Source organism: Arthrobacter sp. MAHUQ-56, from assembly GCF_019710585.1.
GTDB lineage: Bacteria > Actinomycetota > Actinomycetes > Actinomycetales > Micrococcaceae > Arthrobacter.
Window position 1 is genome coordinate 275,170 of the sequence record NZ_JAIFZQ010000002.1, and the last position, 12,986, is coordinate 288,155.

A 12,986-nucleotide genomic window follows, 5' to 3' on the forward strand; every position below is an offset into this window, starting at 1 on the left:
TTGGGTATGAATTTCATAACCACTCCCTCTTGAGGAGCCAGAAATGCCTGCAGTAACGGTCAAGGAACTTGCATCGAAGTCCTTCAACGAGCCCGACGAAAAGCGCCGCCCGCCCATGACCCAGGTCGACGTCGTCACGCTGGGCGGCACCACGCTGGGCCGGTTCACCTTCGAGCCCGGCTGGCGCTGGTCGGAAACAGTCAAGACGGTGGTCCATACGGACAGCTGCCAGGTCAACCACCTGGGCTTCTGCACCGCCGGGACCCTGACCGTGCAGCTTGGGGACGGGAGCCAGATGACTATCCGTGCCGGCGACGCCTATTCGATTCCGGCAGGCCATGATGCGTGGGTGGAGAACGACGAAACGTTCGTCGGCTACGAGATCATGAGCGCGGCCGAGTTCGCCAAGCCCGCCTGAGCCGCAAGAGAAAGCCAGGCCGCATCAGGAAAGGGAGGCCCTCAAAGCCTCCCTTTCCTGCTGCCGCGGCCCTACCGTTGAGGAGAACACAACGATCGGAGAGCAATGAAAGTCACCGTCATCGGCGGCAGCGGCCACATCGGTTCGTTCCTGGTTCCCCGGCTGGTCCGGGCCGGCCATGAGATCACCAACATCAGCCGCGGCTCCCATAAGCCCTACGCCGATGCCCCTGAATGGCAGCAGGTGCACCAGGTCACGGCAGACCGGCAGCAGGAAGACCAGGACGGGACGTTCGCGGACCGGGTGGCCGGACTGAAAGCGGAGGCCGTGGTGGACCTTGTCTGTTTCACCCTCGACTCGGCAACATCGCTGGTGCACCGGCTCCGCGGCGAGGTGGGGCACCTGCTGCACTGCGGCTCCATCTGGCGGTACGGGCAAAGCCTGAAGCTGCCCATCAGGGAAGGATCGGGATCGGCAGCGGAGCCCTTTGGCGAGTACGGCGTCCAGAAGAACAGGATCGCCCTGATGCTCCAGGAGGAAACTGCCGGCGGCGGGCTGGCCACGACTTCGCTGCATCCCGGCCACATCGTAGGCCCCGGCTGGCACCCCATCGGCCCGCTGGGCAACCTCGACCCTGCCGTCTGGCAGACCCTCTCCTCCGGCCAGCCGCTGCGGATACCGGGCAGCGGCGCCGAACTGATGCACCACGTGCATGCCGATGATGTTGCCCAGGCTTTCGAGAAGGCCATCGCCCGGCGGGAGGAGGCGTCCGGCGAGGACTTCAACATCGTCGCCCCGACGGCGCTGACGGTCCGCGGCTATGCTGACATCGCCGCCGCCTGGTTCGGGCACGCGGCGATCCTGGAATCGGTTCCGTGGGACCGGTTCCGCGAAAACACCTCACGGGAGTATGCGGAGTCCTCCTGGGGCCACCTCTACCGCAGCCACTGCTTCAGCATCGACAAGGCAGCGTCCGTGCTGGGCTACGCGCCCCGCTATGAGCCCGAGCAGGCCATCTTCGAGTCCATCCAGTGGCTGCTGGACCACGACCAGCTGCACGTCGCCCGCCCTCTCGGCGTCGCCGCAGGCTAAGTCAGGTCCGGGCAGTGGCAGGCCGCCGCAGCCGGGCCACCAGCGTGGCGGCGAACAACGCGGTCGCCAGTTCCAGGGCGAGGACCAGCAGCAGTTGGGTGCTGCCGGCGCCAGCAACAGCGGACGACGGCGGCGCCCCGCCGTGGGTGTGTCCAGCACCGCCCGCGCTGAGCAGCAGGACCGCGTGCAGGGCGGCCATGGCCAGGGCAGCAGCGGTCACCTGATGCAGCGCGGCCACCCCGCTGTGCCGCCAGACATGGACGGCGCAGGGGAAGCAGATCGAGGCGAGCGCCACCATCAGGACGCCCAGCCAGAGGCCGTGGTGTCCTGAAACGGCCAGCCACAGGTGCGCCGTGCAGGACACGGCGGTGACCACGGCGACCACCCGCGCGTGCAGGACGGGACCGCCCGCGCGGACCCGTCCTGCCGCCGTCGTACTCTGTACCGGGAAACTCTGTGCCGGGACAGGGGCGGCGCTAGTGGCAGCCACCGCTGCCGCCCTCGCTGTGGCAGGAGGACGCCTGCTGGTTCGGGTTGGCCGGGACGTCCAGGACGGGGCTGCGGTCGAAGAAACCCTCGGGCCGGAGCTTGAAGCCAACGGTGTCCACCGGCATGATCGGCCAGTCCTCCACCCGCGGGAAGTGCGTCAGGCCGAAGGTGTGCCACACGACGATGTCCTGGCCGTCAATGTCCCGGTCCTGCGCCACGTATGCCGGCAGGCCGGCGCCGCCCGCGTGCTGGTTCACGAAGTCCCCCGTGGGGTAGCGCTCCTCCTCCGCGAACCGGGTGACCCACAGATCCTTGGTGGCAAAGGCTGCGCGGCGGGCGATGGACGAGTCCGGGTCCGCCAGCAGCGTGGGCTGGTTGTGGGAGTGCAGCTTGTAGCCCACGGGCTCGCCCAGCCGGTTGCGGGATTCAGGGTTGGAGATGATCCAGGTGCGGCCTGCGCGGGCATCGGCTTCCCGGACCCCCTCGGATTCGCGCGCCAGGACAGTCCGTCTCCGGGTAAAGGCGTTGCCGCGCTCGTTGCCGGGGCCCATGGCCTGCCGGACCACGTCCTCCTCTTCCACGCGGTTGGCGAACCCGTCGATGGCCATGTCCAGCCGGGCGCTGAAAAGGTGCTGGTGGAAGGGTGCGCCCAGTCCCGGGGCGAGCTGGGAGATGTTGTCCGAGCCGCCCTCCGGGAACGCCGAGGTGAACACGATGCCGGTGGCCTTGGCTTCGAATTCGATGGTGCCGTCCAGGTAGAGGTACCAGTAGAAGCCGTAGTCGTAGTTGCCGATGGTGGTGAAGAAGGAGATCACCAGGCGGCGGTTGCGGCGGGTGTAGGTGACGCCGCTCCACAGGTCGGAGTGCTTGGAGAGGATGCTCCAGTCCTCCTCGTGCATGCAGATGCCGTTGCGGATTTCGCGCGGGTTGCCGAAGGCGTCGCTGACGACGGGGCTGAGGTAGGTGATCTCGCCCAGGCAGTCGCAGCCGAGCTCCAGCGAGTTGGCATACTGGCCCACCAGGTATTCACCGGTGTCGAAGTAGTTCTGCCAGGAGCGGACCGGCGACGGGTCGCCGTACGGGACCACCATTTCGGCGATCGAGGCGCGGTTGATGATGGGCCGCTTCCGCCCGCCGTCCTCGAACGCGAGGTTGTGCAGGACGACGCCTTCGCGCACATCGAAGCCGACGTCCACGCTCCACTTTTCCCACTCGACGTGGTTCCCGCCCGTGACGGTGAAGCTGGGGCCTTCAGGCTGGGTGATGCTGATCGGCTTCTGGGTGGTGCGGACCGGGCCGGCCAGGTCCGGGTCCGTGTAGTTGCCGTGCTCGGCGGGGATGGGCATGGCGCCGAGGTCGATCACCTGGGTGACTTCCTTGCTGACCACGTCCACGTACGCGACGAGGCCGTCCACCGGGTGAGCCCAGGCGCTGTCCTCCGGGGACTCCTGGACGAAGGCCAGTCCGCGCAGGATGCGGCGGCCCTTCTCCTCGCCGTACTCGAAAACGCCGGCGGACAGGGGCGCCACGCGGACCTTTTCCACGTCCAGGTTCCGCTCTGCGAGCGCCGTGAGCCAGCGCCCATCGGTGGCCAGGAGTGACTCCACCACCTCGAACTCCTCCTCCAGGACCGGCAGCTCGCCGGTCACCGCGGTGTCGAGTACGACGGCGGAGTCCACCTTCCGGCGTGCCACGGAGACGACGACGTCACGCGGCGCTGCCCCGGAGACGTCGTGGATGAAGACGCGGAAGCGGCGGTCCGTGTCCTCCGGAGCCGTGCCGCGGGCCGGGTCCAGCAGGCCCAGGTAGGCGATCCGATGCTGCGGGCCAAGGTGGCCTTCCTCCTGCAGGATGGAGCGCACCTCATGGATCTCGGCGGCCGTGGCAAGGCTGAAGGCGGAGGCGGTGCCGGTGCCGGTGCCGGTGCCGCTGGGAGCGTCAGTTGGAGCAAGCGTCATGGGAGAACCTTTGTCCGGACCGTTTCCGGCCACTGGGTTTATTTTCTATAGTTGTAGAGAATAAACGTCCGTAACATGGCTCACAAGAGTCTGAGCGAAAATATTTCCGGGGAGTGGCCAGCGGTGCCGAAAATAGTTGACCATGACGAGCGGCGCCTGGAGCTGGTGGATGCCACGTGGCGCATCATCGCCCGGAACGGCCTCGAGGGCGCCACCCTGCGGGAGATCGCCATGGAGGCCGGGTTCGCCAATGGCGCGTTGAAGCCCTACTTTCCCACCAAGGACACGCTTCTGGAATTCGCCTTCGGCCACGTGTTCAACCGGACCAACCAGCGGATTGCCGAGGTCACGCGGGGCAAATCCGGCATGGACGCCCTTCGCGCCTTTTGCCTGGAGGTCCTGCCGTTGGACGAGGAGCGCATCAACGAGGCCCGGATCGTCATCCCCTTCTGGCAGAAGGGGGTCAACGATCCCCAAAAGGCCGAAATACACCGGCAGTCCATGGAGGAGTGGCTGGCCGCCATCCGCGGCCACCTCGCCGAGGCGCGGGACGCAGGCGAGGTGCTTGCCGCCGTCGACGATTTCCTCCTGGCGGGCCAGCTGCTGAACATGATGCTTGGCGCGCAGATTGAGGCGGCCCTCGCCCCGGCCGGCCAGACCAACTTTGGCCACGACGCCCAGCTGGAGGGGTACCTCGCCCTCCTGGCGCGCCCCTGACCCCTCGGAATTTCGGGCAGACACACAGGCTTCAGAGACCCCGAAGCCCGCCTGCGGCCCAAAAATTCCGCCGAAGTGGGGCACATAAACAGAAAGCATGCTTAGTATGGAGGGGTCAGGCTCTGGCTTTGGCCAGGGAGAGCACCACTACAAGGAGCAGCTCCATGGGTTTGGATGACAAGATCGAAAACACCGCAGAGAAGCTCGGCGGCAAGGGCAAGGAAGCCGCCGGTGCGGCATCGGGCGACGAGAGCCTGAGGGCCGAGGGTCAGACCGACCAGTCCAAAGCGGACCTGAAGCAGGCTGGCGAAAAGGTCAAGGACGCGTTCAAGCGCGACTGATTGGCCAACGCTTGATGGGCGCAGACCCCGTGGGGGCTGCGCCCATCGGCGTGTTCAGGGGTGGTTGTCGGTTGCTTCTTCGGGGCCGCGGCGTTTCACCGTGGCACGCAATTCCTGCAGCAGCTGCAGCTGCTCTGCGTTGATGTTCATCAGCATTTCGATGTGGGCAGCGGCCCGCACATCCGTTTCGTAGTCGTGTTGCGCCATTGCCGACGCAATCGCGTCCTGCCGCTTGGCGGCGATAAGCAGGATGGCGCCCTGCAGGCCTGCCAGCATGGACAGGAAGAGGTTCAGCAGGATGTACGGGTAGGGGTCCCACGCGTTTGCGGCCAGGACGAAGGAATTCACCGCCGCCCACAACCCCATAAAGCCCACAAAGATGCCCACGAACGGCCAGCTGCCCATCCCGTTCCGCAACGTGTCCGCCGCCCGGTCGCCCGCGCTGAGCCCGGCCTTGTGCCGGTGGTGCCAGTTAACTTTGATCTCCGCCATGGGCCCAGAATAAGTCCTGGAGGTTAGTGGATCAGTCCCGAAACCAGGTTGATGGTGGTGGCCAGGACGATCGCGCCCAGCAGATACGACAGCAGGGCCTGCCGCAGGACCGTTCCGCGGATTGCCCTGGTTTTGAGGTCGGTGTCCGAGACTTGGAACGTCATGCCCACCGTGAAGGCCAGGTAGGCGAAATCGGCGTAGCGCGGAGGCGCGTCCTCGTTGAAATCCACGCCTGTCCGGTCCCGGTAGTAGATGGCGGCGTAGCGCAGGGTGAAGAGCGTGTGGACCAGGAACCAGGACAGGGCAATACTGCCCAGGGCCATCGCAACAATGACGTCCTTCCTGGACCCCTGGGCGCCGGACGCCTCACCCAGGATCAGCGCGACTCCGGCGAAGCTGGCCACCGTGGCGGTGAGGACAAGGACATCCGAGAATACCCGGCCAGGGTCTTCCCGCCGTGCATGCGCCGCGGTTGCCGCCGGATCAAGCGGGGCAATAACGCTCCACACCCAGACCAGGTAGGTGGCCGAGGCGGCGGCCCAGCCGGCGGCGGGCGCATAAACCCAGTTGCCAAGGGTGCCCACCAGCGCCGCGGCCAGCAGGCCGACACCGAGCATCACCAGCAACCGCAGGATGGAACGGTGCGTGCGGGAGTCAAAGTCGTGGCGGCGGTCTTCGGAGGCCGCGCTGGGGTTCATTGGCGGAGCATGGCACGGCAAGCTTGGGCTTGGCTGGGAGGAAGACGAATTCTTTTTTCGCCAAGTGTTGAAAAAAGACCGCCGGCGTCCTACCCTGAATGGACTGTGTCCGGGGACACAGTCGGGGGAACGTCACGTGGCAACCCAGCGCGAGGAACATCGATGGCAGCATCAGTCTTATCCGGGGCAACGGCCCCGCACACCACGCAGGAACTCACCACCAGCATTGCTGCGTCCTTTGACCACTGGAAGCACCTGGTGGCCGAGTCGTTTGTGCCCCTTGCTGCGCGGACGGAGGACGTGGACGGGTTCCGGGGCCGGATGCGCGCCCGGGTGCTGGACCGGATGTCCATCGTGGAAGTCACCGCCACCTCGCACGAAGTCCACCGCACGCCGGCGCTCATCGCCCAGGCCCACGAGCGCTATTTCAAGCTGAACCTGCAACTGGAGGGGACCGGGCTGCTCATCCAGGACAATCGGGAGGCCGTCCTCCGGCCCGGCGATCTCGCCATCTACGACACCAGCCGGCCCTACACCCTCGCGTTCGAGGACAGCACCCGGATCATGGTGCTCATGTTCCCCTGCGAGGCGCTTTCCCTGCCCACCGAGTACGTGGGCCAACTCGCGGCAGTGCGCATGGCCGGAAGCGGGGGCCTGAGCGGAATCGTCGGCCAGTTCATCCGGCAGCTGTCCGGAGACCTGGACATCCTGAAGGGCCCCAGCGGCTCCCGGCTGGCAGCCAATGCCCTGGACCTGGTGTCCACCATGCTGCATGCGGAAATGGACATCAGCCCTGACCGGATGAAGCCCCAGGCGCTGCTGGCCGTCTCCATCCGCGAATACATTGAAGCCAACCTCTCCGATCCCCTGCTCTCGCCAGCCGGCATCGCCGCGGCCCACTTCATCTCCACGCGCCACCTCCACAACGTCTTCCACGAATCCGGGAGCACGGTGGCCAGCTGGATCCGGACCCAGCGGCTGGAGGGCGCCCGCCGGGAACTCCGGGACCCCCTGCACGCCGGAAAGTCCGTGGGTGCGGTAGCAGCCCGCTGGGGAATCCTGGACGCAGCGCACTTCAGCCGCACCTTCCGGGACGCCTTCGGCGTATCACCGAGCGAATGGCGCCGGGGCGCCTGACCCGGGCCGGACAGCCGGTGACACGGACCGGTCCCGCCAGACCAAGCCCTGTCAGATCAGGCCCTGTCAGACCAAGCGCTGTCAGATCAGGCCCTGCGCCAGCATGGCATCTGCCACCTTCACGAACCCGCCAATGTTCGCCCCCAGGACATAGTTGCCCGGCTCGCCGTACTCCTCGGCGGTGGCAGCACAGCGGCGGTGGATCCCCACCATAATGTCGGTGAGCCGTTCCTCCGTGTGCTCGAAGGACCATGAATCGCGGCTGGCGTTCTGCTGCATCTCCAGTGCGGAGGTGGCCACTCCGCCGGCGTTGGCTGCCTTGCCGGGCCCGAACAGCACGCCCGCCTCCTGGAACACGGCCACGGCGTCCCGGGTGGCGGGCATGTTCGCCCCTTCGCCGACCGCGAGCAGGCCGTTGCGCACCAACCTGGCGGCAGCATCGCCGTCGAGCTCGTTCTGCGTGGCGCACGGCAACGCAACGGCCGCGTCGACGTCCCATACGGAACCGCCGTCCACGTAGGCGACACCGGCACGCCGCTCGGCATAGTCCTTCAGGCGGCCCCGCTCCACTTCCTTCACCTCCCGGAGGAGCCCGACGTCGATCCCTGCTTCATCCACCACGTAGCCTGACGAGTCGGAGCACGCCACCACCGTGGCGCCAAGGGTTTGCGCCTTGGCGATGGCATTGATGGCTACGTTGCCGGAGCCGGAAACAACGACGCGCCGGCCGTCGAAGGAGGCGCCGCGCGTTTTCAGCATTTCCTCGGTGAAGATGACGGCGCCAAAGCCGGTGGCCTCGGGACGGACCAGCGATCCGCCCCAAGAGATGCCCTTGCCCGTCAGCACCCCGGATTCGTACCGGTTGGTGATGCGCTTGTACTGGCCGAAGAGGTAGCCGATTTCGCGGCCGCCCACACCGATGTCCCCCGCCGGCACGTCGGTGTATTCGCCGATGTGCCGGTACAGCTCAGTCATGAAGGACTGGCAGAACCGCATCACATCGGCGTCGCTGCGGCCGCGGGGGTCGAAGTCGGAGCCACCCTTGCCGCCGCCGATGGGCATGCCGGTGAGGGCGTTCTTGAAGATCTGCTCGAAGCCGAGGAACTTGACGATGCCCAGATAGACGGAGGGGTGGAAGCGCAGGCCACCCTTGTAGGGCCCCAGTGCGGAGTTGAACTCCACGCGGAAGCCGCGGTTGATCTGGACGCGGCCGGCGTCGTCGGTCCACGGGACCCGGAAAATGATCTGGCGCTCAGGCTCGCAGAGCCGCTCGAGTATGGCGGCCTCCAGGAATTCGGGGTGCCGGTCATGGACGGGTCCCAGGCTTTCGAAGACCTCCACCACTGCCTGGTGGAACTCTGCCTCACCGGGGTTCCGTGCGAGGACCGTATCCCTGATGGCTTCGAGCCGCGCGTCCATAACTGTTCCTTACCTCTGGGCTGGACCAGGGGCAGGCGCCGCAAAGGCCCCGTTGCCCCGATTGGTTTACTCTTCAACCTATCGGATTACGACCGGCCAGCAATAAGTACGGCCGTCGCTATCCCGCTAATATCCGTATTATGACAGAGAAATTCCACCTCGCGAGAACCCGTGTTGGTTGCCCGGCCCGGCAGAGGACCCGCTGATGGCCTACATCTGCCTTTTGCTCTCCGGCGCCGCGCTGCTGGTCAACGGGCTCGCCACCCTGGGGCGCCTCCCCCGCCGCGACGCCGCCGTGTGCAGCCTTGTGGTCGGCGGCACCCAACTGGTGCTCGGCGTCGTCCATCTCTCCTCCGGCACTGCCGCCACGGCCGCACTGCTCACCGCCGCCGGCATGTTCCTGTTCGGACTGACGTACCTCTATGCCGGGCTGGACGTCCTGCTGGGGCTGGGCTCCCGGGGCCTCGGCTGGTTCTGCGGGATGGTGGCGCTGTTCGGGCTGCTGCTCGCAGGGGCCTGGTCCGCAACCGACCCGCTGCTCGCCATGCTGTGGGTGGGCTGGTCGGTCCTGTGGGCGCTGCTCTTCGCGTCCATGGCCCTTGGCGTCCACCGCCTGGAGCCCTTCACCGGCTGGGCGGTGGTCCTCGCCAGCCCGGTCACCGCGACCGTTCCGGCGTTCCTGGGGCTCGCTGGAATCTGGCCCCGCGCGGTGGAGGCGGCAGGGCTGGCTGCCGTGTTACTGGCGGGCATGTTCCTGGCAGCACGCGCGCTGGCCCGGCGCGGAGGTGGTGTTCCGCGCCGGGCCAGTCCGGCCCTGCCGGGGGCAGGGGAAGCAGTCACGCCTAGCTGAGCACGTGGCCCAGGGCGGCGGCATGGTGCCGGCGCTCGACCCCGGACTCCACCAGCACACCGGCCACGAAGACCACCGGCACGGCTGCCAGCAGGGCGGTGGCCGTCTCCGCGCTGCCGCCGATCAGGGCGGTGAAGTTGCTGACCACCAGGAACAGGACCCACGCGAGGAGCGCCGCCGCCATTACGGGTGCAATCCTGGTCTGCCAGAGCTGGGCGCCGGCACGTTCGCGGCGGAAGAAGCTGACCACGGCCGCCGAGCACAGCATGTACAGCACCAGCAGTGCCGCCACGGCGAGCCCGCTGAACCAGGAAAAGAGTGTCAGGACCGGGTCCAGGGCAAGGATGGCAAAAGGAAGCACCAGTACGACGGCGGCAGCGGACTGGATCCAGGCGGCCACGGCGGGTGCGCGGTGCCGGTTGGTCCGGGCCAGGACGGCGGGCATGGAACCCTGCAGGGCCAGGGAGTGCAGGTAGCGGTTGATGCCGTTATGGAACGCGATGATGCCCGCCAGCAGTGACGTGACCAGCAGGATGCCCGCCACGACGCCGGCCCAGGGTCCGAACAGTTCCACCAGGGGTCCGATCACGAACGAGGTGGCGTCGCCCGATTCGAGGGCTGCGCCGGCGGCACCCATCACCTGGGACGGGCCGTAGTAGCTGACCAGCATCCAGGAGATGAAGGCAAAGAAGACGGAAATCACGCCGACGGAGAGGTAGGTGGCGCGGGCCACCGTCCGCTGCGGGTCCTTCGCTTCGGCGGAATAGATGGCGGTGGATTCGAACCCGAACATCGAGGCCACGGCAAACATGATGGCAACCCCGGGCGCGCCGGCGCCGATGGCCTCCGGCGAGAAGGAGCCGGCAACGCTGATGCCCTCGGGACCGCCGCCGCTGAACAGGACGGTGAAACCGAACAGCAGCAGGATGGCCACCTCGAGTCCCACCAGCAGGGCCAGGACGCGGGCACCGAGTTCGATGTTCAGCGAGCCGAGCACCTGGACGCCTGCCATGGTGGCAAGGGCAAGGAGCCACCACGGCACCTCCAGGCCGGCGGATGCCAGCAGCCCGGAAAATGCTGCTCCATACAGTCCGTACATGGCGGCCTGGACCGTGTTGTAGGCGAGCAGCGCCAGCCACGCGGCGCCCGCGCCGGTCTTCCTGCCGAACGCCGCCGTGACGTAGGCATAGAAGGCACCGTTGGCCTGGATCCTGCGGCTCATGGCCACAAAACCCACGGCGAAGATCGCAATGACCACGCCCACGATCAGGTAGGCGCCGGGCGCACCGGCCCCGTTGCCGAGCGCTGCCGCCAGCGGCGAGGCGCCCACAATCCCCGTCAGGGGCGCCTGGGCCGAGAGGACGAAGAAGAGGATGCCCAGCACGCCGACGCTGCCGGCGCGGAGGGCGGTTGAATGCTCCTTGGCCGGAGCGTCAGTGGTCCGGGGCTCGGAATTCGAAATACTCATTTGATCCTTCTTAACGGTCATGAGTTGGGGAAAATTGCCGTGAATCCACCTTCGCAGCGGGGCGGCGGCGCGCTTTGTCCACCAGCGCGCAGTTGTTGTCGGTCAGCGCAGGGGAGATTGTTGCGGCGCGGCTTCCCGGGTGGCGGGGGTGAGAAGTGATGCGGCGTCCAAGGCCGCTTCCATGCCGCTTTCAATGGCGCCGTCGATGAATCCGCCCCAGCCGTTGGCAAGGTCTGAGCCGGCAAAGAGGACGTTGCCGTGCGCTGACTGCAGCGCGGCCAGATGGTTGGTAAGGAACCCGGTCCGGTGCATCGGCCAGGTCTCCCCCGCCAGCGGGTCCGCCACCCAGTCGTGCGTTGCGACGTCCACAACCTCCACCCCGGGCAGCAGCCGGGCCAACTGCGCCTGCACTGCCGCTGCGTCCGACGCGTCGATTTTTGTTGCGTCCGGGCCGAAGCCGACGACGATGGTGTCGCCGTCGAGCGTGTATTCGGTTTGGAAGAAGTTCAGCGGCCAGTCCGCATGGCCCAGCGCAACAAAGGGCGCGTGCTGGCCGCGAAGCCGAATCCACACCTTGACGCCCCTGGAGACCTGGCCCCGCCGCGCCCCCTCAGCCTTGGCGGACGGCAGCGGCGGTTCGAAAGCGACGCGCTCCAGGACGTGGAGGGGAACGGTGACAATGGCTGTCTTTGCGCTCAGCCTCCGTCCGTCGGTGCCGCGGACGCTGACCGTGCCGCCGTCGTCCGCTATGCCCGCCACGGTGAAACCAAAGTCAATGGCGGCACCGGCGTCCTTGAGCATGGCCTCCGCGAGCGCTGCGGTTCCCCCGTGGATCTTGTAGGTGGCACATGCCTCGAAATTGACGGCCCAGTCGCCATTCGTCAATGCCACCCAACGGAGGGCCTGGGTCAGCGCCGCGTCCTCGAGGGGACCGTTGAAGTTCAGGGCCCAAAACGATTCGAGGATGTCGCGGGCCGTCCCGGCCGGGAATTGATCCCGGATCCGGTCCTGCACGGAGACATGGTCGATTTCCTTGAAGGCATCGGTGGCCAAAGGCCGGAACGGCTGGGGGAAGAAGGCGCGCGACTCCTTGACGAACTGCCCGTTGAATTCGCCGATGAGATCCAGCAGGGTTCCCGGCGCACCTTCCCGACGCCCGCCGTCGGCCCACCAGAAGGCGCGTTCCGGCTCAGGGCTGGCCACGGTGCCAATGCCGTAGCGCTTCAACTCGGCCCAGACATACGGCTGCGTCCAGTGGACCCATGTACCGCCGATCTCCAACTCACGGCCCAGCCGGTGGTCCAACCAGGTCCGGCCGCCGATCCGGTCACGGGCTTCGACGATGCGGACCGCCAGGCCCTGGCGGATGAGCTCACGGGCAGCGGTAAGGCCGGCGAATCCGGCGCCCACGATGACGACGTCAAGGTTCTGCTCCCTGGCGCTGTTTTCCTGTTCCATGGCGCTGTTTTCCTGTTCCATCGGGCAGTGCCCTACGAGTAGACGAAGAATTCGACGGTGGGGGCGAGGACGGTCCACCAGGTGCGGGCGCCCTTGTTGAAGGACGCGGCGCCTCCGGCCGTGAGGTCGTAGATGTCCCCGCCGTCCACCTCGACGCGAAGGTGGCCTTCGATGATGTGGATGGTTTCATCGGCCTCGATCAGCAGGTCGAAAGGCTCGGGCGCTTGGGCGGGACTGACGTGCCAGTAGCCGCAGGCCAACGCGGGACGGTCTCCTTCCCCGAAGCGGCGGACCCACTGGACCTGGCCAAGCTCAAAAGGTTCATTCCTGGCCGGATCAAGGGAGGAGGACGTGGTGAAGGGAGGCGTCATTGCCATGGGTGGCTCCAGGTGGGAAGGGCCGGCGGCTGCCGGGATTGAATGATGATGGCGCCGGGCCTGTGATCGGCA

At 67.0% G+C, this 12,986-nt stretch carries 14 protein-coding genes; 6 read left to right on the top strand and 8 right to left on the bottom strand.

Going from position 1 to position 12,986, the window contains the following annotated elements; genetic code table 11:
- Positions 1-43 precede the first annotated feature (43 nt).
- Both K4G53_RS01390 and K4G53_RS01395 read left to right on the top strand, forming a co-directional pair.
- On the top strand, positions 44-418 hold the full coding sequence (locus K4G53_RS01390; protein WP_221383697.1) for a cupin domain-containing protein: 375 nt from the start codon (positions 44-46) through the stop codon (positions 416-418).
- Positions 419-523: 105 nt separating this feature from the next.
- Positions 524-1,510, top strand: coding sequence for an NAD(P)-dependent oxidoreductase (locus K4G53_RS01395; RefSeq protein ID WP_221383698.1), 987 nt, complete (start codon positions 524-526; stop codon positions 1,508-1,510).
- Position 1,511: 1 nt separating this feature from the next.
- On the opposite strand, the gene K4G53_RS01400 is transcribed toward K4G53_RS01395, so the two are convergent.
- Both K4G53_RS01400 and K4G53_RS01405 read right to left on the bottom strand, forming a co-directional pair.
- Entirely contained in the window at positions 1,512-2,000 is a 489-nt protein-coding gene (locus tag K4G53_RS01400) for a hypothetical protein (protein ID WP_221383699.1), read from the bottom strand.
- Entirely contained in the window at positions 1,987-3,957 is a 1,971-nt protein-coding gene (locus K4G53_RS01405; RefSeq protein ID WP_221383700.1) for a primary-amine oxidase, read from the bottom strand. Before K4G53_RS01405 ends, K4G53_RS01400 begins: the two co-directional genes overlap by 14 nt.
- Before the next feature lie 123 nt (positions 3,958-4,080).
- On the opposite strand from K4G53_RS01405, the gene K4G53_RS01410 reads away from it, so the two are divergent.
- Both K4G53_RS01410 and K4G53_RS01415 read left to right on the top strand, forming a co-directional pair.
- On the top strand, positions 4,081-4,674 hold the full coding sequence (locus K4G53_RS01410) for a TetR/AcrR family transcriptional regulator (protein WP_221383746.1): 594 nt from the start codon (positions 4,081-4,083) through the stop codon (positions 4,672-4,674).
- Between the two features lie 164 nt (positions 4,675-4,838).
- Positions 4,839-5,015 carry a CsbD family protein gene (locus tag K4G53_RS01415; protein WP_221383701.1) on the top strand — a complete coding sequence of 59 codons (177 nt, stop codon included), beginning with the start codon at positions 4,839-4,841 and terminating at the stop codon, positions 5,013-5,015.
- A 54-nt stretch (positions 5,016-5,069) separates the two neighbouring features.
- On the opposite strand, the gene K4G53_RS01420 is transcribed toward K4G53_RS01415, so the two are convergent.
- Positions 5,070-5,507 (bottom strand): DUF1003 domain-containing protein, encoded by a 438-nt coding sequence (locus K4G53_RS01420; RefSeq protein WP_221383702.1) that lies wholly within the window; start codon positions 5,505-5,507, stop codon positions 5,070-5,072.
- A 23-nt stretch (positions 5,508-5,530) separates the two neighbouring features.
- Positions 5,531-6,205, bottom strand: a complete 675-nt coding sequence (locus tag K4G53_RS01425; protein WP_221383703.1) for a DUF1345 domain-containing protein — start codon at positions 6,203-6,205, stop codon at positions 5,531-5,533.
- Between the two features lie 162 nt (positions 6,206-6,367).
- Between K4G53_RS01425 and K4G53_RS01430 the strand changes: the two genes are divergently transcribed.
- On the top strand, positions 6,368-7,342 hold the full coding sequence (locus K4G53_RS01430; protein WP_221383704.1) for a helix-turn-helix domain-containing protein: 975 nt from the start codon (positions 6,368-6,370) through the stop codon (positions 7,340-7,342).
- Between the two features lie 81 nt (positions 7,343-7,423).
- Here the strand turns inward: K4G53_RS01430 and gdhA are convergent, their stop codons facing one another.
- Positions 7,424-8,761, bottom strand: a complete 1,338-nt coding sequence (gene gdhA / locus K4G53_RS01435; RefSeq protein ID WP_221383705.1) for an NADP-specific glutamate dehydrogenase — start codon at positions 8,759-8,761, stop codon at positions 7,424-7,426.
- 205 nt (positions 8,762-8,966) lie between these two features.
- Here gdhA and K4G53_RS01440 point away from each other — a divergent pair, with 205 nt between their 5' ends.
- Positions 8,967-9,611, top strand: a complete 645-nt coding sequence (locus tag K4G53_RS01440; protein ID WP_221383706.1) for an AmiS/UreI family transporter — start codon at positions 8,967-8,969, stop codon at positions 9,609-9,611.
- On the opposite strand, the gene K4G53_RS01445 is transcribed toward K4G53_RS01440, so the two are convergent.
- From K4G53_RS01445 to K4G53_RS01455, 3 genes are all read right to left on the bottom strand, one after another.
- Positions 9,604-11,079, bottom strand: coding sequence for an APC family permease (locus K4G53_RS01445; RefSeq protein ID WP_221383707.1), 1,476 nt, complete (start codon positions 11,077-11,079; stop codon positions 9,604-9,606). The genes K4G53_RS01440 and K4G53_RS01445 overlap by 8 nt on opposite strands.
- A 102-nt stretch (positions 11,080-11,181) precedes the next feature.
- Positions 11,182-12,537, bottom strand: coding sequence for an NAD(P)/FAD-dependent oxidoreductase (locus K4G53_RS01450; RefSeq protein ID WP_221383708.1), 1,356 nt, complete (start codon positions 12,535-12,537; stop codon positions 11,182-11,184).
- Between the two features lie 32 nt (positions 12,538-12,569).
- Positions 12,570-12,914, bottom strand: coding sequence for a cupin domain-containing protein (locus K4G53_RS01455; RefSeq protein ID WP_221383709.1), 345 nt, complete (start codon positions 12,912-12,914; stop codon positions 12,570-12,572).
- Positions 12,915-12,986: the final 72 nt, after the last annotated feature.